The organism is Brevundimonas mediterranea (genome assembly GCF_011064825.1).
Lineage (GTDB): Bacteria > Pseudomonadota > Alphaproteobacteria > Caulobacterales > Caulobacteraceae > Brevundimonas > Brevundimonas mediterranea_A.
Genome location: NZ_CP048751.1, coordinates 1,886,584 through 1,910,498, shown reverse-complemented (window position 1 = coordinate 1,910,498; position 23,915 = coordinate 1,886,584). Strand labels below are relative to the sequence as shown.

General features: G+C 67.2%; 25 protein-coding genes. 2 read left to right on the top strand and 23 right to left on the bottom strand.

Annotation, left to right across the window (positions count from 1 at the left end; all coding sequences use genetic code 11):
* Nucleotides 1-469: 469 nt before the first annotated feature.
* Both GYM46_RS09345 and GYM46_RS09340 read left to right on the top strand, forming a co-directional pair.
* Nucleotides 470-1,042, top strand: coding sequence for a hypothetical protein (locus tag GYM46_RS09345; RefSeq protein ID WP_035306100.1), 573 nt, complete (start codon nt 470-472; stop codon nt 1,040-1,042).
* A gap of 81 nt (nt 1,043-1,123) precedes the next feature.
* Nucleotides 1,124-1,369, top strand: coding sequence for a DUF7662 domain-containing protein (locus GYM46_RS09340; protein WP_035306098.1), 246 nt, complete (start codon nt 1,124-1,126; stop codon nt 1,367-1,369).
* A gap of 17 nt (nt 1,370-1,386) precedes the next feature.
* Here the strand turns inward: GYM46_RS09340 and GYM46_RS09335 are convergent, their stop codons facing one another.
* From GYM46_RS09335 to GYM46_RS09225, 23 genes are all read right to left on the bottom strand, one after another.
* A complete protein-coding gene (locus GYM46_RS09335) occupies nt 1,387-1,791 on the bottom strand; it encodes a helix-turn-helix transcriptional regulator (protein WP_081836093.1) in 405 nt (134 codons plus the stop codon).
* Nucleotides 1,779-1,985 (bottom strand): hypothetical protein, encoded by a 207-nt coding sequence (locus tag GYM46_RS09330; protein WP_035306095.1) that lies wholly within the window; start codon nt 1,983-1,985, stop codon nt 1,779-1,781. Before GYM46_RS09330 ends, GYM46_RS09335 begins: the two co-directional genes overlap by 13 nt.
* A 270-nt stretch (nt 1,986-2,255) precedes the next feature.
* Entirely contained in the window at nt 2,256-2,846 is a 591-nt protein-coding gene (locus GYM46_RS09325; protein WP_244304239.1) for a lytic transglycosylase domain-containing protein, read from the bottom strand.
* A gap of 8 nt (nt 2,847-2,854) precedes the next feature.
* Nucleotides 2,855-3,370, bottom strand: coding sequence for a S26 family signal peptidase (locus tag GYM46_RS09320; protein WP_164952691.1), 516 nt, complete (start codon nt 3,368-3,370; stop codon nt 2,855-2,857).
* Nucleotides 3,367-4,584 (bottom strand): TrbI/VirB10 family protein, encoded by a 1,218-nt coding sequence (locus GYM46_RS09315; RefSeq protein WP_035306090.1) that lies wholly within the window; start codon nt 4,582-4,584, stop codon nt 3,367-3,369. The genes GYM46_RS09320 and GYM46_RS09315 overlap by 4 nt, the downstream gene beginning before the upstream one ends.
* Complete coding sequence (locus tag GYM46_RS09310; protein ID WP_244304237.1) at nt 4,581-5,609, bottom strand: TrbG/VirB9 family P-type conjugative transfer protein; 1,029 nt, start codon at nt 5,607-5,609, stop codon at nt 4,581-4,583. Before GYM46_RS09310 ends, GYM46_RS09315 begins: the two co-directional genes overlap by 4 nt.
* A complete protein-coding gene (trbF, locus tag GYM46_RS09305; RefSeq protein WP_164952690.1) occupies nt 5,588-6,271 on the bottom strand; it encodes a conjugal transfer protein TrbF in 684 nt (227 codons plus the stop codon). Before trbF ends, GYM46_RS09310 begins: the two co-directional genes overlap by 22 nt.
* Before the next feature lie 2 nt (nt 6,272-6,273).
* Nucleotides 6,274-7,689 carry a P-type conjugative transfer protein TrbL gene (gene trbL, locus GYM46_RS09300; protein ID WP_164952689.1) on the bottom strand — a complete coding sequence of 472 codons (1,416 nt, stop codon included), beginning with the start codon at nt 7,687-7,689 and terminating at the stop codon, nt 6,274-6,276.
* 11 nt (nt 7,690-7,700) lie between these two features.
* Entirely contained in the window at nt 7,701-8,450 is a 750-nt protein-coding gene (locus GYM46_RS09295; RefSeq protein WP_164952688.1) for a conjugal transfer protein TrbJ, read from the bottom strand.
* Nucleotides 8,401-10,824, bottom strand: coding sequence for a conjugal transfer protein TrbE (gene trbE / locus GYM46_RS09290; protein WP_164952687.1), 2,424 nt, complete (start codon nt 10,822-10,824; stop codon nt 8,401-8,403). The genes GYM46_RS09295 and trbE overlap by 50 nt, the downstream gene beginning before the upstream one ends.
* A 7-nt stretch (nt 10,825-10,831) precedes the next feature.
* The gene (locus GYM46_RS09285) at nt 10,832-11,110 is read right to left on the bottom strand and encodes a VirB3 family type IV secretion system protein (RefSeq protein ID WP_164952686.1); all 279 of its coding nucleotides are present in this window, start codon (nt 11,108-11,110) and stop codon (nt 10,832-10,834) included.
* Entirely contained in the window at nt 11,110-11,430 is a 321-nt protein-coding gene (locus GYM46_RS09280; RefSeq protein ID WP_164952685.1) for a TrbC/VirB2 family protein, read from the bottom strand. The genes GYM46_RS09285 and GYM46_RS09280 overlap by 1 nt, the downstream gene beginning before the upstream one ends.
* 606 nt (nt 11,431-12,036) lie before the next feature.
* Complete coding sequence (gene arsH / locus GYM46_RS09275) at nt 12,037-12,789, bottom strand: arsenical resistance protein ArsH (RefSeq protein ID WP_164952684.1); 753 nt, start codon at nt 12,787-12,789, stop codon at nt 12,037-12,039.
* Nucleotides 12,789-13,205 (bottom strand): GNAT family N-acetyltransferase, encoded by a 417-nt coding sequence (locus GYM46_RS09270; protein ID WP_164952683.1) that lies wholly within the window; start codon nt 13,203-13,205, stop codon nt 12,789-12,791. Before GYM46_RS09270 ends, arsH begins: the two co-directional genes overlap by 1 nt.
* Nucleotides 13,205-14,290 (bottom strand): ACR3 family arsenite efflux transporter, encoded by a 1,086-nt coding sequence (gene arsB / locus GYM46_RS09265; RefSeq protein ID WP_164952682.1) that lies wholly within the window; start codon nt 14,288-14,290, stop codon nt 13,205-13,207. The genes GYM46_RS09270 and arsB overlap by 1 nt, the downstream gene beginning before the upstream one ends.
* Nucleotides 14,287-14,712: an arsenate reductase (glutaredoxin) gene (gene arsC, locus GYM46_RS09260; protein WP_164952681.1), complete on the bottom strand. Its 426-nt coding sequence runs from the start codon at nt 14,710-14,712 to the stop codon at nt 14,287-14,289. The genes arsB and arsC overlap by 4 nt, the downstream gene beginning before the upstream one ends.
* Nucleotides 14,713-14,719: 7 nt before the next feature.
* A complete protein-coding gene (locus GYM46_RS09255) occupies nt 14,720-15,055 on the bottom strand; it encodes an ArsR/SmtB family transcription factor (RefSeq protein ID WP_164952680.1) in 336 nt (111 codons plus the stop codon).
* A gap of 91 nt (nt 15,056-15,146) precedes the next feature.
* Nucleotides 15,147-16,571, bottom strand: a complete 1,425-nt coding sequence (locus GYM46_RS09250; RefSeq protein WP_164952679.1) for an alkaline phosphatase D family protein — start codon at nt 16,569-16,571, stop codon at nt 15,147-15,149.
* Between the two features lie 69 nt (nt 16,572-16,640).
* Entirely contained in the window at nt 16,641-19,145 is a 2,505-nt protein-coding gene (locus GYM46_RS09245) for a TonB-dependent receptor domain-containing protein (protein WP_164952678.1), read from the bottom strand.
* A 109-nt stretch (nt 19,146-19,254) separates the two neighbouring features.
* Complete coding sequence (locus GYM46_RS09240) at nt 19,255-20,241, bottom strand: FecR family protein (protein WP_164952745.1); 987 nt, start codon at nt 20,239-20,241, stop codon at nt 19,255-19,257.
* Nucleotides 20,241-20,792: an RNA polymerase sigma factor gene (locus tag GYM46_RS09235; protein ID WP_244304235.1), complete on the bottom strand. Its 552-nt coding sequence runs from the start codon at nt 20,790-20,792 to the stop codon at nt 20,241-20,243. The genes GYM46_RS09240 and GYM46_RS09235 overlap by 1 nt, the downstream gene beginning before the upstream one ends.
* 167 nt (nt 20,793-20,959) lie before the next feature.
* Nucleotides 20,960-21,931, bottom strand: a complete 972-nt coding sequence (locus tag GYM46_RS09230; protein ID WP_164952677.1) for an arsenic resistance protein — start codon at nt 21,929-21,931, stop codon at nt 20,960-20,962.
* Nucleotides 21,928-23,871, bottom strand: a complete 1,944-nt coding sequence (locus GYM46_RS09225; protein ID WP_164952676.1) for a cytochrome c/FTR1 family iron permease — start codon at nt 23,869-23,871, stop codon at nt 21,928-21,930. The genes GYM46_RS09230 and GYM46_RS09225 overlap by 4 nt, the downstream gene beginning before the upstream one ends.
* Between the last annotated feature and the right edge of the window lie 44 nt (nt 23,872-23,915).

Sequence of the window (23,915 nt, the reverse complement as noted above, 5' to 3'; positions counted from 1 at the left end):
GATCCTTGCGAGGGGCGGCTCCCCTCCCAGCCGGGTCAGCCGTTCACGGGATCGGTGCGCTATGTCGGCGACGGGGACAGTTTGTGCGTCGGCAGCTCCAGAGATCCCAATAGCTGGATCGAAGTGCGGCTGGCGGATTTCGACGCGCCCGAACTCCACTCGCCTGACGGACGGCTATCCCAGTCGCTTCTGCGACAGGTCGCGTTCGGACAGAATGTGGTCTGCGACGCACGCCGCGGCAGGAGCGGCCGCGTCATCGTACACGACCGCGTCATCGCCGTCTGCCGTGTCGGTGGCCGCTCTATCGGAGATCTGCTCCGCGCGAGACGCGCCCCCGAGGGCGGTAACTAACCAGCCGGTCGTCGGAGGCCAAGGCGCGCCGCCCTTCCCCATGAACCCCAAAGGCTCGACAAGACCGTCGCGGTAATCGCTAAAGGCGTCGACGGCAGATCGTTGGAGCAGAAGCGTTATGAGCGGCATTCCGGAGCGTATGAAGTACAAGGCGCAGGTTTACGATCTTGCTCTGAGCGCCTTTTTCAAACTCAGGGAGTTCGACTCAGCCGCCCTGGATCAGCCCCGCGCCGAGACCGGCTGGGACATCGCCGAGGCCTTCGTCGCGGCCGCCATGAGCGGAGTGACCTATAAGAGCAGCAGCCGGGATCGGCGGTTCGAGGCGGCCAGCCTTTTGCGGACGCTCGCCGATCAGGTTGAAGAGGACGGCCTGGCCAGCCTGGAGTGGAGCCATCAGGGCAAGCTCGACGCGCGACAAGCCTGGCGGCCCGACATCCGCTCAGCCGAAGGACTTGCCGAGCTCGACCTGCGTACCGACGCGGTGATCGAGGGGCTGATGCGGCCGCTCCGGGCGCTGACCGTCCCGGAACGGCGCGCGATCGTCTGCATGTCCTTTGTGCGCATGGCGCTGGCGCACATCGGGGACCTCAACGAGCAGCAGCCTGCGGACGCTCATCGGGTTCGCGAATACACGCTCAAAATGCTTTCGCCGCTGCTCGCAAGGTTGCAGAGTTCGGACACGCCGGACTGACCCAAGCGCCTGCGGTGGGCACTCAGGCCTGGCACCTTCCCGCCGCCCCCTCTATGGCGCGTTGAGCTATGAAAGACCGCCATGGCCAAATACGATCCGCTCCGGGATTATCTTCGCAAGCAGAAGACCGATGAACTCGAGCTCTCCTTCGCCGAGATGGAGCGCAAGATCGGCTATATGCTACCCAAGAGCGCGGGCCTGCCGCAGTGGTGGGCGAACACAACCGACCCGGCCACGACCCACGTTCAGCGCAAGGCCTGGGGCGACGCCGGCTTCGACGCCTTCCTGATCGCCGGCGCCGACCGCGTCCGTTTCAAGCGGGTCTAATCGACCCGGTCCGCCCGCTAGCCTCCGAAGTCGAACGCAGCCTGGTTTTCCGGAACACCAGATTTCCGTTTCCGACGGCTCCTGACGGGCTGATCCGAACCGGTCGCAGCCTCAGGCGCCGGTCTTCTAGGCGGCTCTTCCAGGGTTCTCCTGACTGGCGGTCTAACCGGCTCCGGCCTCTCCACTATGGCCCGGGGCTCCGGCAGACGCCTCGGTGTCCTCGCCCGTCGCCACGCCAGCAGCTCGCTCTGCCACCATCCGACTCGGTTTTGCGAGACCTGGACGCAGGCCGGGAAATCTCCGGTCTTCTGCATGCGCCAGACCGTCGTCCGGCTCAGACCGCAGATCACCTTCACCTGCGACCAGGGGAGAATCCGGTCTTCCAACGCGTCGAACGGAGGCGGCTCGCTCACACTGTCCATGACACCGCCTCGTCCGCCCGGCGCTCCAGAACCTCGGCCAGCAACCGGGCGTCCCGCGCCGCATCGACCGGATCTCGAACCTCCCAGGTGCGAAGAACGTCCTTCAGGGCGAAGCTGACCGCCGGGTCGACCAGCAGGTCCGCGACGCTGGGCGCCCACTCCGTTCTAAACCCTTCCAATCCCGCCTCAGCCATGACGCCGACCCCTGGCCGCGGGCGGGGCAGACGCGCGAAGGTCGCTGACCTGATCCAACGCCCAAGCGCGAAGCACGCCACGCGGATAGTAGGGCCTGTGCCGAACGTGGAGACAGGGAGGGCCGTTGCCTCCGGTGGACCACAGCCGAGCGAGGGTCTCGGGTTTCATGCGGATGCCGAACTGGATCAGGAAGGCGGACGCTTCCTTGCGGGTCAGCAGATCCTCATCGGCCGCGTCAGTCACCGCCGCCACCGGTTCTGTGGCGGGTATCATCGATCAGTCTCCGGCACCCGGCACTGCCGGGAATTGCGGGCGCCCCTCCCGGCCGAGAGCGCGAGGTAGCAGTCAACGGCTGCGGCGACATAGGCTTGCGTCTCCGCAATGTTCGGTATGCGCCCAAGTCTGGCGACACGATCCGGCCCAGAATTATACGCCGCGAACGCAAGCCGGACGTCCCCGAAGCGGAGCAGCTGCCGGGCCAGATAATCCGCTCCGCCGTTGAGGTTCTCGATCGGATCGAACCGGTCTCTTACCGCGAGATCCGCCGCCGTTCCCGGCATCAACTGCGTCAGGCCGCCGGCCCCGACCGGAGACACGGCATCGACCCGGTATGCGGATTCCACGATCACCAGGGCATGAAGCATCTTGGGGTCGATACCGTGGCGCTCGGCGGCGACGGCGATCGCGTCCATGAACGGCTGGGACAGGGGCGGAAGTCGGGGCGTGAGGTCATCGACGCCCGCCACTTCCGACACAGGCTGCGCGGCGGGACGGCCGAACAGATCGCCGCCGGCGTTGCGCCAGTCGACCGTTTGAGCGGATGCGTTACTCGCTGCAAGCGCCAGGGCCAGAGCGGCCAAAAAGGGTCTCACCATGTCAGGGTCTCCCGAAACACCCCCTCGAGGTCTCGGGTCCGGACGGGGCCAAAATAGCGACTGTCGAAACTTCCCGGCGTATCGCCGAGCAGGAAGAGCTCGTCCGGCGCGAGCCGGCGGCACCCGGTCCAAGCGGGCAGAGCCGTGCCACGACGATCACGATCCAGAACCGGGGCCATCCGGCCCGGTATCCGAACCCAGGCTCCCTGCCGGCAGACGGGATCGCCGCCGACGGCCGCGACCCGTTTGATCAAAAGGACCTCGTCCGGCATGCCGAGCGCGCCCAGGTAGCGCCGGGCGATGGGGGGTTGGGGCAGAGCGACCATCGCGCCCCTCTCCGGCGCGCCGCCTGGATGTCGCAGATACAGGCCACGCGGTACGCTGGGGCTCTCGTTGACCAAAGCGAGGGCTGGCGTCTGGTCGGCGATCAGGGCGCCCAGGGTGAGGAAGAAGACGGTGACGCCGAGCACGGCCCAGCGGTTTCCAGTATCGAGCGGGGTCCAGGTCATGGCCGGTACGGCTCCAGGATCAGGTCGCGGGTGATCATCACGCGGACCGCAGCGCCGGCGCGCAGACGGATCGACGGCCGGACGTCCAGCTCCCGGTCCACGAGCCGCCCCCCGACCTGGGAGCCCTCGATGGCGGCGGCGTCCCCGGCGTCGCCGAGCAGGCCGCCCGAACCCTCGCCATCTCCGTCACGGGCGATTTGGCCGAGGGTGGTGATCGCGCCGGCGAACAGGGTTCCGACCAGCAAGGGGAATAGCCGCCGATCGACATGGCCGCTCACGCCCACGGCGCCTTGCGCATCAACGCCGGGCTCACCGGTCAGCACCAAGCTCTTGCCGTTGGGCAGGATCAGCCGGTCCCAGGTCAGGAAGGCCCTCCGGTCGCCATAGGCGCTTTCGCCCTCATGACGGCCGATAAGCCGGGTCCCTTGGGGCAGGACGAGATGGCGGCCGCTGACAGTGTCATAGACATTCTGCGACACCGTCGCGACGACCGGCCCGGCGCGCGCGGTGTCCACCCCGGTCAACAGGACCGCAGGAATGATCGCGCCGGCCTTCAGCTCATAGGGTGACAGCGGCGCCGTGAGGGTGTGGCCATTATAGGTGGCGCCGACGTCCGCAGCGTCCGCACGAGCGCCGGCCGTCGCTGGAGCCGTCCCGGCACGCGCGGCAGGACCGGCCCCGGTCGATTGCCCCTCGAAGAACAAGCCCGATCGCGCCGCCTGTTCGCCCGGACTTGGCCCGGTCGCCCGGGTCGTCCGCGATGGCGCATAACCGGCGCTATACCGGCCCGGCGCGGGCGGCGGTGGCGGAACACCAGGCTCAGCCGTCTCGGGCTCGGTCCCAACGCGGGGCTCGGGCAGCCGGTCATAGGTCGCCGGCTGATCGGTGACCGCTTCGGAGGGCCGAACGGAGCCCCGGGCCTGGTCCTCCCGGCCTTCGACGGCGCGGAGCCGGGCGCTGTCGCGCAGTTCCGGTTGGACGACGAAGGCCCAGGCCAAGGAGCCGGAGACGAGGATCACGCCGCCGATCACGATCGTCTGGACGACCGACTTACGCAGCCGGGTGACCGGCGGCCGCGGCGCCCGCATCGACAGGCCGGGCGGCGGCGCCTTCGCCGCGCTGGCCAGGTCGGGTCTGACCTCAGGGCCGACGCCGGACGCTGCCGAGGAAGCGACGTCGTCGGGATTGTGGGGGCTATCCTGGAAAGAGGTCATCGGGCGGCTCCCTGGAGGCGGCGGATACGAACGATCTGGGGGCGACGATCGCCGAGCCTGAGCTCGGCGCGATCAAAGACGCGATCGACGATGAACAGACCCCCGGCCTGGCGGTAGTTGACCATCTGGCTCTCGCCGTCGGCGGCGATCACGAACAGGGCCGGCGCCTCGTCGATCTGAAGATCGGGATTGAAGGTGATGAAGGTGCGCTGCCCGTCGTTGAAGACCGAAGCCGGCGTCCACCGTGCACGGCGCCCTTGCGGCTCTATCCGGTAACGGGCGTCGATCGGTCCCTCCGGCATCGCCACCGGGTCCGACACGCGGATCTCTGCCGCCTCGGCGATCGGCGCCCTGGTCGGGGGATCCATCGCCTCGGTGTCCCACGCGATCGCGGCATTGAACCCTGAGGCGTCACCGCTCTTCAGGTCGATGAAATAGACCCGCCGGTTGGTGGTCAGGACCAGGTTGGTCTCGAGCCCTCGTTGCAGCGGCTTGAGCAGGACGTGGGTTCGCTGACCTGCGCCGTCGCCTGAGCTGGTCTCGCCGATCTGCCAGCGGACGGTATCGCCGGCCGCCTTGGAGATCAGGGTCTCGCCGGCCGCCAGAGTCAGGGTGGTGACCCGCAGAGGCGCTGTCCAGACCTCGAACACCCGACCCGGAGACCAGGCGAACACCTGGACCCCGCCAACGAAGGCGTCCGAACGGGACGGGGCCCGGGCGTCCAGATTGGCGGCGACGATGGCGCGGCGGCCGGTCAGGCCGGTCGCGGGCGCCACGGCCGTCGGCTGCGCCTCGTAGGGAACACCGACAGTTTCGGCGGCCACCGGCGTCGGATCGGAGACCGGCTCCACGTCGACCGGCGCCGTCATCTGCGGCAGGGACTCGGTCTCCGTGGCCGCTGTGGCCTCGGCCGCAAAGACAGGCAGGGGCGACACCGGCGGCGGCCCAGCGATTCGGCCGAACACGGCGCAGCCGGACAGACTGAGGCCCAGGCCGGCCAGGATCAGGAAGCGTCGGGGGTCCATGATACGTCCTCGATTTTCAGTCCAAGGGGGTTCTTCATCAGCTCGGCCTCCGTGCGGGGCGGCTGGGTCGTGGTTGTGATCAGGGCGCGCCAGCGCTCGACACCGGCCTGCTGGCCGTTGACGAAGCGGGTCTCGCGCCATTGCAGGTCGTAGGTCCGCTCGGTGCGCCGCACGACGTTCAGCACCTCGACGTTGACAGCCTCGCGCCCGACCTCGGCGAACGGGTCATGGGTCTGGGCCCAGGCGTTGAGGAAGCTCGCCGCCTTCGGCGTCATCAGGTCGTAGGCCCGAAGCCAGTTCTGCCGGATGACGATGGGGTCGATGGATTTGGAGCGGACATCGCGCACCCAGCCGGCCAGGGCATGGCCGATCTGGGCCTCGGTCGGTTCGTAGCGGCCGCCGATCGCCGTGATCCGCTGGGTCTCGCCCCAGTCGGAGACCTCGACTACGAAGGGTTTGACTATGGCCCTGTCGGCCTGGACCCACCAACCCGCGCCAAGGAAACCGGCGAGGACCAGATTGGCGACGGCGATACGGCGCCAGTTGCGAGCATGGGCCAGGGACAGCCCCATCCGGTCGTCCCAGATCTGGCCGGCGCGCTGATAGGGGGTCGTCTCGGGCGCCGAGGCCAGGGCGCGTTTGGGACGAAAGAAGGGGTGCATGGTCAGGACTCCTCGGTTCTCAGATTGGGAGACAGGACGCCGCTGGTTTCGCCGGCAGGCATGAGCCCGCGCCCGGCGTTGGCGACGAAGAAGGCTTGCAGTGCCTGGGCGCGGGCCGGCGGTCTCGATCCGCCTGACGAGGTCGATCCTGAGGCCGCCCGATGGAAATCGGACCGGGCGGCCTGGGCCTCCGCCGCGATCTTTTCGGCGGGCCTGCCGGGCCGCGCCACGGCACCGGCGCCGTCATTGGCCGCGCCGCCGGATCCCGACGCTTCTCCCGAAGGCGATCCCGACGTTTGGCGAGGTTGCCAGGCGACCGCAGGTTCGGAGACGCCGTTGGAGGGAAATGTCGGCGCGGCGGACATCGCCCCGCCCGACGGTCGGCGCGGACCCGACGGTGAGGGATTGTCATTGGAGGGTTTGGGAGGTGTGGATGGCGGAGGCGACATCGGCGGGGTCGGAGACCGGCCCGCTCCAGCGCCGGCTGCGGCCCGCGCCGGCCCCGCCATCTTCGCCGCGCCGCCTGCGACCGCCGTGCCCGCACCCGCGATCCCGGCTCCGGCCAGGGCGGTGCTGCCGCCGACGGCGATTCCGGCCGTGATGGCGGCTCCGGCGCCCAGGGCCGGCCCGCCCGTCACCAGGGCCGAGGCCAGATTGGGGATGAACATCGACAGCATGGCCAGAAGGATCGAAGCGACCAGGATGCTCAGCGCTTCATAGATGTCGGGATTGGCCGAGGGCTGGAGCTGATCGAAGACGGTCCGGGCCCCGGAGATCACGATGGCCAGGGCGAGCACCTTGAGGCCCGAGGACACGACGTATCCGAGGGGCCGCTCCGCCAGGAAGGCGGACTTGTTCCAGATGCCGAAAGGCAGAAGGATGAAGCCGCCCAGAGTGACGATCTTGAACTCGAGCAGGGCCACGATGATCTGAAGGGCCAGCACGGCGAAGGCCAGCATGATGCCGATCATGGCCAGGCCCAGGATCAGGGCGTCAGCCATGTTGCCCACAACGTCGAGCGGATTGTCGACGGGCGCCGGCGTCTCGCCCAGCGCCTTCACAATCTCCCAGCCCTGGGCCAGGATGGCGCCGGGGTTGAGGAAGTCCGCGCGGCTGAGCGAACCGCCGCCGGCCGTCAGACCCAGTTCAATGAACCCGGCGTAGATCGTCTCGGACAGCTGTTGCCAGTCGTTGATCAGCCAGGCGAAGGCTCCGATCAGCAGCACCTTTCCAAAGCCAGAGGCCAGGACTTCGCGATTGGAAGACATCGCCCACTGGATACCGGTCAGGGCGACGACCAGGACGATCAGGAGCCCGAAGACGCCGTTGACCGCGCCTTGCAGGGCGTCGAACCCGGCCGATATGGTGTTGGAGAACACCACCATCAGCTCATTGGGGGTTTCTACTCCGACCGACATCCTCCCGCTCCTCAGTCCCGCGCGTGCGACAGGGGATCAAAGGTCGGTGCGGCGGGCGTTCCGGCCGAGCCCGCCCAGCGGCGGCGACGGGCCTCGTCCCCCGAAGCCTGGGTCGCGGCGTCCCGCGCCGTCGCCTCGGCCAGAAGCCGGGACTGGGCCAGCATGATGGTGCGCAGCGCCGCCAGATCCTCGGCGAGGACAGCCAGCATCTGGTTCGACGACTGGATCGCGGCGGTCTGGCCTGAAGCGGCCTCGCTGGCCGAGAGGGCGCCCGTCAGCCGCTGATTGCGGCCCTGTCCAAGACGTTCGAGCTCGGCCGCCGTGCGAGCCACATCCTCGGCCGTTCGCCGGGCGTTGGCGGTCCGGGCCTGACCCTGTTCCAGAAGCCGCAGCATGTCCGATCCAGACAGGTCATCGGGATAGAGGCTCTGGAATTGCTGCTCCAGGCCGCTAACAGAGCTGGCGATCCCGCGCGCCGTACGGGCCAGTTCGGCCATGTCGCGCAACGACTGGCTGTTGCCGGTTAGGTGGCTGTAAGGCGAGGCCGCAAGGCTCCTGGCCTCGTTGGCCAGGCTCTCCAGCTGACGCGCCGCCTGAAGCGCATTTTCGATGTGGTTGCGGGGGTCAAAGACGACCTGTTGTGCAGGCGCCGGGGTCGCGGTCGCCAGCAGGCTGACGGCGACGAGGCCGGCGGCCACGATCTGGACCGGCCTATTCGGCCGCGAGCGGTCGGGCGAAGGCGTCGAAAACTGCATCAACATTGTGCACTCCCTTGGCTGTGAGAAATTCCCGCGCGAAGCCGGCCTCTCCGGAGGCGGCGAGGATGTGGTCGATGAGGGTCTGGTCTTCCGGCGCGCTGGCCCCGCACAGGGCGAGGGCCACGCCGGTCAGGGGCAGATCGAACAGGCGTCGGCCGCGCGGCTGGCGCCAGTAATAGGCCCGCTTGGGCGTGGCGAAGGCGATCAGCTCAAGCTGGCGCCGGTTCAGGCCGAACCCCTGATAGAGGCGGGCTGAAGACGGTTCGAGCGCGCGGGGGTTGGGCAGGAAGACCTGGGTCGGGCAGCTCTCGATCAGACTGGTCGCGATCGGCGAGGCGGCCACGTCGTCCAGACTCTGGGTCGCGAACACGACGGCGACCCGCTTTTTGCGCAGCGTCTTGAGCCACTCCCTGATCTTGGCGGCGAAGGCCGTCTCGCCGAGGAAGAGCCAGGCCTCGTCGAGCACCAGCAGTGTGGGTCGACCGTCGAAGCTGCCTTCGAGATGATGGAAGAGCGCCGAGAGGACCGGCGCCACGGCCGAGGGCGTGGCCATCAGGCTTTCCAGCTCGAAGGTGTCGAACCGACTGGGAACCAGCACCTCGCCCTCTCCGTCGAGCAGGGCGCCGTGCGGACCTTTGAGTGTCAGGGGCTCCAGCGCGGCGGCGACCGCCTTGTCCTGCACCAGGGCGCAGAAGACCGTCAGGGTGCGCTGCGCCACGGGGGCGTCGGCCAGGGCCGCGAGCGCCGCCCAGATCTCTTCACGGATCCTTGGCACAGGCTCCAGCCCCGCGAGCCGGACGGTCTCTGCGATCCATTCCGACGCCCAGGCCCTTTCAATCTCCTGGTTGATGCGCGCCAGAGGCTGCAGCGAGAACCGCGCGCCGGGCTCGAGCGCACGCCAGCAACCGCCGGCCGCCAGGGTCGCTGCCCGCGCCGATCGACCCTTGTCGAAGAAGACCACGCGGGCGTCCGGGTAGCGGAACCACTGCAAGGCCAGAAACGAGAGTAGCGCGCTCTTGCCCGAGCCCGTTGGTCCGACCACCATGGCATGACCGACATCGCCGACGTGGAGCACCAGCCGGAAAGGTGTGGATCCCGTCGTCCGGGCCGTCGCCAGCGGTGGGCCGTCCAGATTGAGGTCCACGGACGGGCCGGCCCAGACCGCCGACACCGGCAGCAGATCGGCCAGATTCAGGGTCGAGACGAGCGGTCGGCGGACGTCGGCATAGGGCTCGCCCGGCAGGGAGCCAAGCCAGGCCTCCACGGAATTGAGGTCCTCGATCCGGGCCAGCAGCCCCTGAGCGTTCAACGCGGCCTCGATGGCCCGCGCCTTGGCGGCGGCGCCGGCCTCCGTGGCGTCAAGCACGGTCACCGTCAGGGTCAGATAGCCGAAAGCGCAGGCCTCGGCCCCCAAGGCGGCCAGAGCGCCGTCGCACTCCTCGGTCTTGGAGGCCGCGTCGGTATCGAGGAGCGGCACCTCCTCCTTGGTGATCGCTTCGCGCAGCAGGACGCCCACACCCTTGCGTTTGGCGAACCAGCGCTTCCTCAGTTTGACGATCTCGCGCTCGGCCGCCGGTTTGTCGAGACCGATCCAGCGCGCCGTCCAGCGGTAGGGAAACGGCAGGGCGCCGAGCGCATCGAGCAGCCCGGGCCGGGTCACCGACGGCAGGCCGCGCACGGACACGACCTTGAGGCAGCGGTCGCCGAGACGCGGGGCGATCCCGCCGGAAAGGTCGGCGTCCGCCAGCCAAGCGTCCAGATACATCGGCGAATCCGGCGCGGCGACCGGGAAGCTCCTCGGCGACACGCAGTCGTGCAACCAGGTCAGCAGGTCGGTGTCGTCGAGCGGAGCAATCTCGGGCAGGGCGTCCGACAGGAGGTCGAGCGTCGTCGCCGCCTCCCGGGTGAAGACCGCCAGGGCCTGGCGCCAGTCCGCGCCGCCCTTGGCCAGGCCGTCGAACAGCCAGCGCTCCATTCTCCGCGTCTCGTCGGCCGGCGGCAGCCAGGTCAGGGCCAGGCGAAAATCCGTCTCGAAGGCCGGGTCGCCAGCCTCGAAGCGGCTCCGACGTTCCTCGTCGAGAAGCCAGGCGACATCCAGGTCGAACGCGCTCTCCGGATAGGGGGCGGCCTCACGGCGGCGCGCCTCCATATGCAGGCACCAGCCTGTTCCGAGACGCTTCAGCGCATTGTTCAGACGCGCCCGGACGGCCATCAGCTCGTCCTCGGTCGAGGATTCCAGGTCCGGTCCCCGGAACCGGAAGCCCGTGGTGAAGGAGCCGTCCTTGTTGAGGATCACGCCCGGCGCGACCAGGGCGGCCCAGGGCAGATGGTCGGCCAGAGCCGCCGGGCGTCTGCGATGTTCTTCTAGAAAGCGCATCGGCCCCTCACGCGTCCAGATGGCCAGGCAGGGCGAGGTGGCGCCGAAGCACATCGAAGAACCGGCGGTCTGCCCTGGCGGCCCACAAGCCGATCGCGTGGGCGACGGCCCACCACAGAAGGCCGAGCCACCAGATCCGCAGGGCCAGGCCGAGCACCACCGCGATCGTCCCCATGGCGATGGCGTAGTCCCGAGGCATCCCGGCCATGAGGACCGGCTCGCTCAGGGCCTGGGCGACCGGAAGATCCCAGCCCTCCGGTCGTCCGTCCTGGAGGGAGCCGGCCATCATCCGATCTCCGCCCCGCCGGCGAAGCCGAAGAAGTCGAGGAAGAAGGTCGAGGCCGCGAAGGCAATGCAAAGGCCGAACATGATGCCTAGGCCGCGTCGCATCGAGGATCCGTTCTCGCTCATCGCGATGCCGGCGCCGAAGACGACCACCGCCACGACCGCTGCGGCCTGGACCACGGGCCCGGTGATGGACTGGACCACCTGCTGGAGCGGCCCTTCCCAGGGCATCCCTGAACCTCCGGCCAGGGCCGGCCCGGCCATCATCAGGCCGCACGTCATCATCGCGCCGAACAGGCGGCGCCCAAGTCTTCCACGCATGTCTTGCTTCCTGTGTTCAGCGCGTCTCAGCGCGATGCACCACATTGCAAGCAAATATATCCACAGGTTGTCAACTCTGTGGATCGATTATTTTACGCGACTTGCAAACGACTGTCCGACAACTCGCAAAGACTCAAAATACGACTTGTGATGACTTGCGGTCCGAAAGTCGCCCCGACTGCGATGGCGACTTTTCACGACTTGGGTTTCGTGTCCGACAGCGCTCGTTGCCAAACGACGCCGCCTCAATTTCAGGTGAAAGATTGGCCTTAGGCCGGGATGCTTATCGCGTAGCCGTCGTCGCCCAACGGCTCGACACAGAGCACAGCCTGGACCTTCCGCCCTGCGCCGATCCGCCGGATGTGGCCATCCAATCGATCGTCGATGATGGTGCGGCGAGGCATCCAGGAGAAAGTTTTGGCCGCCCGCCTCCCCGAAAGGCCCTTTCGGGGTGAGCCAGCGGCAGCTTGAATCGAGAGGTCTGAGACGCGGCTGAGGTCTGAAGTGCGCGCCACAAGCAGCTATTCGGGTCACTGCAAAAATTTGACGTTGCACTGGGACAGGGGGCCGGGGCTTAACTTTCCGGTATCGAACGCCCCGCCCCCTTCAGGGGGGTGCTGCAGCGATTGCGGAGAGATCCGAGGTGATCTCGACCGGAACCCCGGCGGCCTTCCGTTCGGAATATCGGTCTACGAGCTGGACGGCGTGGGGCCGGACCAGAATGGTGAAGCGCACCAGTTCCTCCATCACATCGACGATCCGCTCATAGTAGGCCGATGGCTTCATCCGGCCGGCCTCGTCGAACTCCTGGAAGGCCTTGGCCACGCTCGACTGGTTGGGGACGGTGACCATCCGCATCCAGCGGCCCAGGAGGCGCAGGGTGTTGACGGCGTTGAAGCTCTGGGACCCGCCCGACACCTGCATGACAGCGAGCGTCCGGCCCTGGGTCGGGCGCATGCCGCCCAGGCTCAACGGCAGGTGATCGATCTGCAGCTTCATCACCCCGGAGACCTGGCCGTGCCGTTCCGGACTGCACCAGACCATGCCCTCTGACCAGAAGGCGTGCTCGCGTAGCTCGCGCACCGCCGGGTGGTCATCGTCGCCAGGCGCGCCCGGCAGAGGAAGGTCACAGGGGTCGAAAATGCGGGTCTCGCATCCCATCCGCTGCAGCAGACGGGCCGCTTCCTCAACGCAGAGCCGTGAGTAGGACCGTTCGCGCAGCGATCCATACAAGAGCAGAATCCGCGGTGCCGGGTCTGTCGGACCCAGTCCACGGGCAGGCTCGGCAGACAGATGAGCCGCGTCCAGAGCCGGCAGATGATCCGGATCCGGCAGCGACCGTAGGCGGGCGAAGGTCATCAGAGGTCCTTGGTCAGGTAGGCGGCCGACGCCGGGCAGAGATCCGCGAACTCGCCGGTTCGCCGGATCGCGGGCGGTGCAGACGCCCGATCGGCGACGACGAAGCCGTGCCGGGTGAAGAAGCGCTCGGCCGTCGTGGTGAGCAGGTGCAGATGTGCAGCGCCCAGGTCGCCGGCGGCGGTCTCGGCGGCGGCCAGCACCCGACTTCCCAGGCCGCGGGCCTTCTGGTCGGCAAGGACGACCAAGGAGCGCAGCAGCAGGTCGCGTCCCTCCCCTTCCAGTCCGACGTAGCCGATGACCGCGCCGTAGTGATCGGCGCTGAAGTAGCGGCCGTCACCGGGGTCCGGCAGACCCGCGCCACGCAGGGTCGCGATCAGGCCGGCGTCATCCGCGTCCAGCAGATGCAGGACGACCATCAGGCGGCGTCCGCCGGCGGGGCGGTGTCCGGGAACCAGCGGCGGCCCATCCACAGCGCAACCGACACCAGCAGGATCAGCACCGGCACCTCGACCAGGGGACCGATGACGGCCGCGAAGGCGACGGGCGAGGTCAGCCCGAAGGCTGCGATGGCCACCGCGATGGCCAGCTCGAAATTGTTCGAGGCCGCAGTAAAGGCCAGGGCGGTTGTGCGCGGATAGTCGGCCTCTATCAGCTTGCCCATGAGGAAGCTGACCACGAACATGACGAGGAAGTAGATCGTCAGGGGAGTGGCGATGCGCAGGGCGTCCAGCGGCAAAGCCACCACCTCGCCGCCCTTGAGGCTGAACATGACCACGATGGTGAACAGCAGGGCGATCAGGGTGATCGGCCCGATGCGCGGCAGGAAGCGCCGCTCGTACCAGTCGGCGCCGCGGCGGGCGATCAGGCTGCGACGGGTCAGGAAGCCGGCCAGGAATGGAAGACCGAGGTAGACAAGCACCGCCCCGGCGATGGTCCAGACGCTGACGTCCACCACGCTGCCCTGCAGGCCGAACAGGGGCGGCAGGACTGTGAGGAAGAACCAGGCGTAGAGGCTGAAGAACAGGATCTGGAAGATCGAGTTGAAGGCGACGAGGCCGGCGACATACTGGTTGTCGCCGCGTGCCAGCTGGTTCCAGACCAGCACCATGGCGATGCAGCGCGCCAGCCCGATCAGGATGACGCCAGTCATGTAGTCCGGCTGATCGCGCAGGAAGATCACCGCCAGGGCGAACATGAGGACCGGGCCCAGCACCCAGTTCTGGAACAGGGACAGGGCCAGCACCCGCTTGTCGGCGAAGACGCGCGGAAGTTCCTCGTACCGGACCTTGGCCAGCGGCGGGTACATCATGAGGATCAGGCCGATGGCGATCGGGATGTTGGTCGAGCCGATCGAGAGGCTGTCGACCCAGGTCGGCAGGCCCGGCGCCAAGGTTCCCAGAGCCACGCCCAGGCCCATGGCCACGAAGATCCACAGCGTCAGCCAGCGGTCGAGAAAGGACAGGCGACGCGGCGCATCGTCCGCCACGGGGGTGTCGATCATCGCCTCGCCCGCTGGCCGGCGGCGTCGATGACGACCTCGCCGTCCTCCTTGGTGAAGGGCTTGAGATCGTCGGCGGGCAGGAGGTCCAGAACGATCTCGGACGGTCGGCACAGCCCGACGCCGATAGGACTGACGACGATCGGGCGATTGAGCAGGATCGGATGAGCCTCGATCGCATCGAGCAACTGATTGTCTGTCAGGCCCGGGTCCCCGAGGCCCAGTTCGGCGTAGGGCGTTCCCTTCTCGCGCAACAGGTCGCGCAGCGGCTTGCCGGCCCGTTCGGCCAGCCAGGCGACCATGGTCCGCGACGGTGGCGTCTTCAGATACTCGACGACATGCGGCTCGACGCCGACATGCCGGATCAGCTCGAGCGCGTTGCGCGACGTCCCGCAGGCGGGGTTGTGATAGATGACGATGTCCACGGGATCCTCAGGGGCAGCAGGGCGCGAGCTCGGCCAGCAGGGGCTCGCAGAGGTCGGCCCTGCCCCCGCAGCAGTCCTTGAGCAGGAACAGGACCAGGTCTCGGAACCGGTCCAGGTCTGCGCGGTAGATGATCGACCGACTTCGCCGCTCCGACTTGATCAAGCCCGCGCGGGTCAGGACGCCCAAGTGCGCCGACAGGGTGTTGGCCGGCACGGCCAAAGTCTGGGCGATCTCGCCGGCCGGCGCCCCCCCCGGTTCATGGCGCACCAGAAGGCGGAAGGTTTCCAGCCGGGTCGATTGGGCGAGGGCGGCAAGCGCCAGGATTGCGTCTTCTGATTCCATATTTCCAGATTAACGGAATTATTGATCGAAGCAATCACTACTGAGTTCCAGACGATAATCTGAAGCGTCAGCCGATCAGTCAGCCAAGTCGTCAGCGAGAGGAATAATAGCCGAGCCCAGCGGCCACGTCAGCCCAACGTCGCTTCGAGGTGGCGTCAAGCTTGTCCAGCCAGGAGCTCACGCCGTTCCGCAGTTCCGATGCCTTCACGACTACCGCGGGCCAAACCGACTGTCCGGCCTCGTCACGCAGTTCGAACCGGACCGTGGGATCCGGCAAGGTCAAATCGAAGTCAACGACGCCGAAATTGACGTCGTTAGAGAATGCCTGGCGCACCCGCATGACCGGGCGGCCCGTCAGGTAGAGGTCGACGGTATCCTGAGCCAGCGGCGAACTGACGAATTCGTACAGATCGTAGCCGCCGCGGTCCGACCAGGGCAGGCAGTTCATCTCGCCGAAATGCGTATCGCCCGAGAGCAGCAGGACGCCGGGGATCCTCTCGGCCATGATGTGTTCGAAGATGGCGTCCCGCTCATGGGTGAACGAGGACCAGGCATCCGCACCCTCGGCCTTGCCGTCATTCCAGCCGGAACCGGAGATCAACACCTTGAATGGCGCACGGCTAGCGCTGAGCCCGGCCATCAGCCAGTCGCGCTGCTGCTCGCCCAGCATGGTCTTGCCGGCGACGTTCGGGCCCATGTTCGGGTCCCGGTGATAACGGACGTCCAAGAAGAAGAAATCGACCCCGCCCTGAGACCACCGGAAGAAGGCGCCCGGCGTGCCGGGCAGGCCGGCGGACGGGTTGGGCCAGTAGCGTTTGAAGATTTCCAGCGCGGCGACCTTGCCGGGATGACGACGATCCTGGTCGTTCAGCCCATAGTCGTGGTCATCCCAGATGCAGAATTGGGGCGTGGTCGCCATGAACCGTCGGATCTCAGGCAGATCGCGCTGGCGGCGATATTCCTCGGCGAGGATCTCCGGGTCCAGGCTGTCGGCATAGACCGCGTCTCCGGCCCAGACAAAGAGGTCGGGTCGGGCAGTCTCAACTGCGCGCCAGATCGGCTGGACAGGATAGCGGGCGCGGCGGGCGCAGGATCCGAAGGCCAGCCTGAACCGGGCCGCCTGTTCGGGCGCCGCCGTCAATGTCCAAGGTTCCAGTCCCAAGTCGTCCGGATTGGGTTTGCCATCGACAATGACGCGGTAGGCGTAGGTACGGCCAGGCTCCAGCCCTTCAAGCCGATGAACCTGGATGAAGTCCTCCACGACATCGGCGGCCAGGACCGGGCTGCGACGTGGGTCCGGGAACTGGGGATCGACGTCGTATTCGATGCAGATCGGCCAAGGACCGCTGGCCCGCGTCCAGACGACAGCCTCCTCGCCGCGCGCCCAACCCAGGACTGGCCCCTGCATCAGGCGTTTGATGCCGACCCAGTCGAGGTTCGACTGGGCGGCCGCGACGGCGGGCGCGAGGGCGAGAAGACTTGCGCCCATCAGGGTTCGGCGGTTCAGCGGCGGCATGAGGCGTCCTGTCGCGCAAAGGTGGGTCCGCGCCGCCGCCGGGGATGAAGGCGACGGCGCGGATGGTCGTCAGAAGGCGTAGCGCAATCCGACGCCATAGGTGGCCGGTGCGCCGACCAGACGCGACGCGCCGTTCAACTCCGGGAAATAGACCTCGTCGGTGATGTTGCGACCGTAGGCGTAGACCGCCCAGTCGGCCGTGGACGCCAGTTCGACCCGGGCGTTCACCAGCGTATAGGCCTCCGCCGTATTGCCCGGGATGGCGTTCAGGCGGTTGGATTCCTCGCCGTGGTGCGCGACGCCCAGGCGCGAGTTGATCCTCCAGCCGTTCGACAGGGTCAAGCCGTGGTTGAACGACAACGTGGCGGTCACGTCCGGCGCGCCCGGCAGGGGATCGCCGACGGTGGCCAGGACGTCGGCCACGCGCGCCGAGCTGAACGAGATGATTTCCGAGTCCAGGAAGGCGGCCGAGAGATCGACGTCCAGGGTCTGGGTGTCCGTCTCGAACAGGACGGCGTTGATGGCGAAATCGATGCCCGAGGTCTCGGCCTCGCCGACGTTGGCTCGGCCATTGGTGTCGTTGGCCAGGCGGGTCGTGGCCTGGAGCTCCTCGAACTCATAGGCGAAGGCGTCAAGTGAGACGCGCAGGCGGCCGGTGGTCCAGCGCAGCCCGGCTTCATAGGCGGTGACCGTCTCGGACTCGAACGGCAGGGTCTCGGCCTGGGTGAAGATCGAGGTGCCATCGAAACCGCCGGCGCGGTAGCCGGTGCCGGCCGAGACGAAGACGTTGAGGCTGGACGTCACGTCGTACTTGGCTGTGATGCGGCCCGAAACATTGTCGTCCTCGAACGCGCGATCCCAGATGAAGGGGTTGGTGGTGGCGAAGGTGGTCGTGAAGGTCGAGATACCCCAGGGATTGAGGTCGTCGTTGCGGCCGCTGAAGGTCGCCTCGTCGCGGGTGTAGCGCAGGCCGCCGGACAGCTGCAGCCGCTCGGTGACCCGGAAGTCGATCTGGCCGAAGGCGGCGAGGCTGTCGCGCGTCTGCTTGTGCAGATTGTCGTACATCGTGCGCGCCGTGTAGCTGGTCCAGCGGGTGTCGAAGTCGATCTCGTCGGAGACGAGGAACCCGCCGAGGATCCAGTCGAACCGCCCGCCGGTGTCGTCGCCCAGTCGGACCTCCAAGGAGGCCTGGCTCAGCTCTTCGTCGGCGTCGAAGCGGGACGCCGGATAGGGCGAGCCGTCGCCGTTGCCCTGAACCGATCGCGTGGTGCCTTGGGCGCCCGCGACGATCGTGAGGTTGAGGTTATCGCCGAGCTCATGCTCCAGGGTCGCCGACAGACCGTAGATGTCGATGTCCTGTGTTGGATATTCGGCCGAATAGAACTCGTAGGGGTCATCGTTCTCGCCGGCGTTGGCGATGTTGGTGTCGAGCGCCGCCGAGATCCGGTCGTACTGGCGCGTCTCGCCACGATCCCGACTGCCGAACAGTTTGATGGTCAGATCCGTCTGGGGCGCGAGTTCGATCGCCACCGTCGCACGACCAGCGACGAGGTCCTTGTCGCCGAAGCCTTCTCGACGGCCGGGATCGAGGATCGGCGGCATCTGGTTCTGCACCACCCCGCCGACCGAGAGGCGGAAGCCCGCAAGATCGCCGGCCCCGGCGCCGTCCATGAAGCCGCCGCCCTGTTCGGCCAGGATCGCCACCCGCACGCCGACCCTTTCCGTCACCGGGCCGCCGAAGGCGGTTTCGAAGGCGGTGTAGTCATAGCTGCCGTACTCGACCCGGGCGCTTCCCTCCCGCACGTCGGTCGGACCTCGGGTGATGGCGTTGATGACGCCAGCGGTGGTGTTGCGGCCATACAGTGTGCCTTGAGGCCCCTTCAGGACTTCCACGCGCTCCAGGTCGAACAGAGGCATGCCCAGATAGGCGTTGGAGGTCTGGTAGACGCCGTCGATGTGCAGGGCGACCGAGGGGTTGCCATTCGGCTTATAGTCATCGGCGCCGCCGATGCCGCGGATAGAGATTAGGCCGTAGTTCGTTCCGCCGAAGGCGTAGTTGACCGAGACCCCCGGAACCTCATCGACCAGGCCGGTGACGCTGTCGATGCCGCGCCGTGCAGCGTCATCGCCATCGATGACCGTCACCGCCAGAGGCACGTCTTGGATGCGTTGCTCGCGCTTCTGCGCCGTGACGATCACATCGTCGAGTTGGGCCGCGTCGCTCGTCTCGGTTCCGCCCGCTGAAACAGAAAAGGTGCGCTCGCCCACCGGCGTCGCGACCAGGCCGGATCCGGCGAGGATCTGGCCGAGAGCTTGGGACGGCGACATCAATCCCGAGACTCGGTTTGCGCGCTTTCCACGAACCAGTTCAGGCGCGAACAGCACCTGAACGTCGGCGGTGCGCGCAAAGCTCGTCAGAGCCGTTTCAAGCGGCTGGCTTTCGATTGAGAAGGCGACCGGCTGATTGGCGGCTGTCTGGGCCATGGCGGGCGCCGAGACACCGAGCGCGGCGACGGCGACACAGGCGAGGAGGCCGCGCCTGAGGGCGCCGGCGAGCGGAGTGGTGTTGGTCATTGTAGCCCCATGAGATGCAGTGCCGGACGTGCGCCGGCTCACTCCCAGGAACGGAAGGCACTGCCCTGATCCCCACCCCGTCTTGGAAATTTCATCGAAGCGTCGCCGTTCAGTCAGAGGCGTCGATCCGCCATGTTCCGTCCGGGGTCTGAACAACGTCTAGATCGAAACCGCTGGCCAGACCCTGGGCGAACTCCCGCCCTGCGTCGTAGCGGAAAGACCCGGAAATCCGCACCTTGCCGGCCCTGTCGTCGCCGATCACCAGATGATCGGAGGAGTAGCGATTGAAGGTCTCGACCACCTCGCTCAAGGGCTTATCGCGAACGACCAAACGCCCCAGGCGCCATGCCGTGGCGCTCTCGACGTCGACAGAAGCAATGCGCAATTCGGCGCCCTCTCCGGTGCCCCGCTGACCGGCCGCGAGATTGGCCACTATGCGGGAGCCGTTGCGCCGGTCGGCGACCGTCAGGGCGCCCTCCTCCACGACGATGTCCGGCCCCTCGTCCAACAGGCTGACCTGGAACCGGCTGGCCCCGGCGCTCATCGCCCGATCCCCCGCGATTACCGTCAACGGACGATCGCCGTCGGCGAGGACATTGAAGTAGGCCTGCCCTTCCTCGAGGCGAACGCGACGGCGATCAGAGGCATAGTCGAGCCGCAGACGGGTCAGGGGCGCCAAGGTCACCTCCGATCCGTCTGGCAGGGGCGCGGTCATTCTCTGCCCCGCCCCGGTGACGATCAGGGCACTCGCTGGGGACGAAGCGGACAGGACCCAGACACCGGCCCCCGCCGCAGCGACGGCACCTCCGGTCAGGCCGAACAGGGCTCGCCTGCGCGTCACGGCGCCGGAGTCAGATTTCAACGCCCTCGCGCGAAGGGCCAGAACATCCGGCGCGCCCGCTTCAACGCCCAGCGCGCCCCAGGCGATCTGGCACTGGCGATACGCCTGCTTGTTGTCAGGGTCCGCCTCGATCCAGGCGCGAAAACCCTCTTCGTCGGCCTGGCCGGGTCGCGCACCGCTGTTCATCCGCGCGAACCAGAAGGCGGCGGGGTCGTCATGGTCATCGTTGTCGGGGGTCGGCGAGGCGGGAGACATCAATCGGAAATCTTTCCCAGGTCCTGTCGCAGCGCCGACATTGAGCGCACCATATGCTTCTCTACCGCGCTCACGGAAATCCCCAGCCTTTCGGCGATCTGGGCGTAGGTCAGGTTTTCAAACCGGCGCAGGATAACGATCGTCCGGGCGCGGGGCGGCAGGGCGTCGAGGGCGGCGAGCATCCGTGTCAGCCTCTGACGGCCGGCGACGATACGCTCAGCGCCCGGCTCTTCGCTCTCGGCAGACAGGGTATTGATATCGACATGTCGCCCTCCTCCGCGCGAAAGCTCATAGCGTCCTCGGTCGCGCGCAACGTTGGCGGCGGCTTCGAAGACATAGCCATCGACGTTGTCCAGGGTCAGGAGATCGGCCCGGCGCAGCAGACGCACGAACAGATCCTGGACCATTTCCTCGGCGTCCGTTCGGGAGCCGGATCGTCGTGAGAAGAAGTTGAGCAAGGGCAGACGCAGTCGCCGAACGAGGGCCGCGAAGTCGTCCGCCCTATCGATCTCTCTGGATCGACCATCCTTGTTCTCGACCTGCTCGAACACCTGGACCATGGCCAGCTGATGCCGGAGATGAGTCACGGTGAAATGTCGTTCTCGCGACAATCCCATAACGGCGTCATCGACGACGGCTTCGGGCCATTGAATGGGGTTTGATCAGATTGCGCGGTTGATCCCGCAATCCCGGCAGGATCTCCTCGCCGCAGCTTGGTTCAGGCGTCGGTGTCGCCACCCAGTCGAGGCATAATGCGGATGTAGACCAGTTCTGCCAGCAGCTCGATCAAGGTTTGGGTGACGATGATGGCGGGGACCAGGGGGATGGCCCCGGGCACGACGAGCGCCAGCGGCAAGACCACCAGCGAGTTGCGGGTGCCTGCGCAAAAGGCGACCGCTCGACCGGCCTCGGGGGTCAAGCGCGCGAGACGCGCCACCACCCAGCCAATCAGCGGAGCCAGCACGGCAAAGGCGATGTAGACCGGAACCACACTCAGGGTTCTGTCTAGAGTTTGCCCGAGTTGCGGCACGACGGCGGCGACCACGATGAACAGAACGAGTGCTGTCGCCGGCACCGGCGCGAGGCCCAGCCCCGACGAGACCCGCTCGCCCGTCGCACTCCGCGCGGCCCAGGCCTGAACCAGAGCCGCCAGAACGAAAGGTATGACGATCAGCCAGATGAAAGCATGGACGAACGGGCCGGGCTGGACGTAGGCCGCCGCCTCGGCCCCTAGGAACAGGCGCAGATAGATCGGCAGCAGTACCATCTGCGCGATCAGCAGAACCGGTGTCGAAGCCAGCAGCAGCCGGGCGTCTGCCTTCCCCAAATGGGCAAACGTCACGACGTAGTCGATGCACGGGCAGAGCAGCACCATCAGCACGCCAAGACGGATCAGAGGATCGGCCGGCAGGAACTGGACCAGGCCGAGGACGAGTAAGGGCACGGCGATGAAGTTGACGGCCAGCAAGGCGCCCATGAACCGAAGTTCGCGAAGCGCACGGCCGAGCGCCGCGACCGGAACCTGGAGGAAGGTGACGAACAGCATCAGGGCCAGCGCCGGATTGATTGCGCCTTCCAGGGCCTCGGTGCCCGGGATCAGCAGGCCGGCCGCTACGGCTGCCAGTACGGCGGCGAAATAGATCCAGACCTGGCGCGTTTCCAGTGTTTCGCGGAGTTCGGCAGTCGTCATGTCAGATCCTTGGTCTTTCGCGTCGCCACGATGAAACCGAACGCCAGCGCAGCGATGGCCAGGAGTTGGGCGAGGACACCTTCAAGGGTCGGATAGAAGCCCAGCCAGTCGACACGCGGCAAGGCCAATGGATGCAGGCTGATCAGCCCGGCTTCCTGCAAGGCCGCTACCCCCTTGCCGGCGAGAACCACCGCGAGGGCCGCCATCAGGATGGCGCTGTACTGGAAGAATTTCGCGATCGGCAGGCTGCGGCTGAGGCGCAGCATGACCCAGGTCACGACAACGAGAACCATGGCCGCAGCGCCGATGCCGGCCAGCATCGCTGCACCGCCGCCCTGGGTCCAGAGGGCGGTCAGGAAGAGGATCGTCTCGAACACTTCGCGGTAGACCACGATGAAGGCGAGCAGGAACAGGAACCAGGCCGACTTCTTCGACAGGGCCGTCGACAGCTTCTCTCGGATGTAAACCTGCCAGGCGTCGGCCTGCGCCTTGCCGTGCATCCAAAGGCCCACGGAGATCAGCACCACCGAGGCGATCAACGAGCCGAAGCCCTCCGTCAGCTCGCGGCTGGCGCCGCTGATGGTGATCAGATAGGTCGCCGCCCCCCAGGTCAGTCCGCCGGCGAGCAGCGCCGCCACCCAGCCGCCATGCACATAAGGAAGCACATCGGTGCGCTCCGCCTTGCGGAGAAAGGCGATCATCGCCACCACGATCAGCAAGGCTTCCAGACCCTCGCGCAGGAGGACCGCGAACGCGCCCACGAAGCTCGACGCGTTGCTGGCCTGATCGGGCGCAAGGGCGCGAGCGGCCTCGGCGAACAATTCGTCCAGCGTCTCGATCTCGCCTCGCAGTTCGGCGACGGGCGCGTTTCGGCTGATCGCGCCGCGCACCTGGCCCATGGCGGTTTCGATGCGCAGCATGAGGGCGTTGTTGCGCGCCGTCAGCGAAGGTTCGACCGGCTCGAAGCCGTCGAGATAGGCGGCGAGCGCGAGATCCGTCGCCTTGCGTTTGTCGCCCGCCTCATAGGCCGCCAGACTTTCGCGCAGCTTCTGGCGTGCTATGTCGAGCGAGCCCGTGGTCTGTTGGACGACGGCCTCGGGATGCCGCCTCAGATAAGCGGTCAGGGCGTCAGCCTTGGAGGGCCCCACGGCGACGGCCAGGGCGGCCGGCGTGATCTGGGACAGGGCCTTGAGATCCGGAAAGCGGGCGCGCACCGCCGCATCCTCGTTCCAGAGCTTCTCGCCGGCGGCGGCCCGCTCCTCAGTGAAGGCGAAGCGTCCGACGTAGAAGGCCAGGTCCCACTGCTCGTCGGTCGACAGATGGGCGAAGCTCGCCATCGCCGTGCCGTCGAGACCCTGATTGATGACCTGATACAGGCCGAACGCACTGCGTTGCCGCGCCCGATCGAGATCTGCAAAGGCGATGGCCGGCGGGTCGAGATCGGCCGCCAAAGGCCCGTCGCCGCCGCCCGTCGCGCCGTGGCAGGCGGCGCAGTTTTGCGCGTAGAGCGCCGCCCCTCGGGGAAGATCCGGCGTCCGGATGGGCGCCAGGGGTGTAGGATAGGCGACAAGCAACTCAGCGGCCAAAGCATGCGCCTGACCGGCCACGACCGTGGGATCTTGCTTGGCGGTGATCGCAGCTTCAAGCGCCCGGGCCTTGCTGACCAGCCCCGGCTGAGCCGCATGGACCGGGAGGGCTGTGATCCGTTCGCGCACCTGGGCCGCGAACTCATTCATCTCCGCGTATTCGGGCGGGCTTATGACCTGGCCGTTCTGGACCGCTCCGCTGTAGTCCACCGCGAGATAGTCGAGAAGACGCCATGCCGTCTGTGAAGACGCCGCTTCTTGGGCGGACGCGGTCGTCGGAGCCGCTCCAACCAGGCCGAGAGCGAGCAACCCCAAAGCCAAGGCGCGGAGACGGTTCTTAAGAGCGGTTATCATTCGCAAATGTTTAGGCGTTGGCGCATTCACAGCCAAGTCACTCC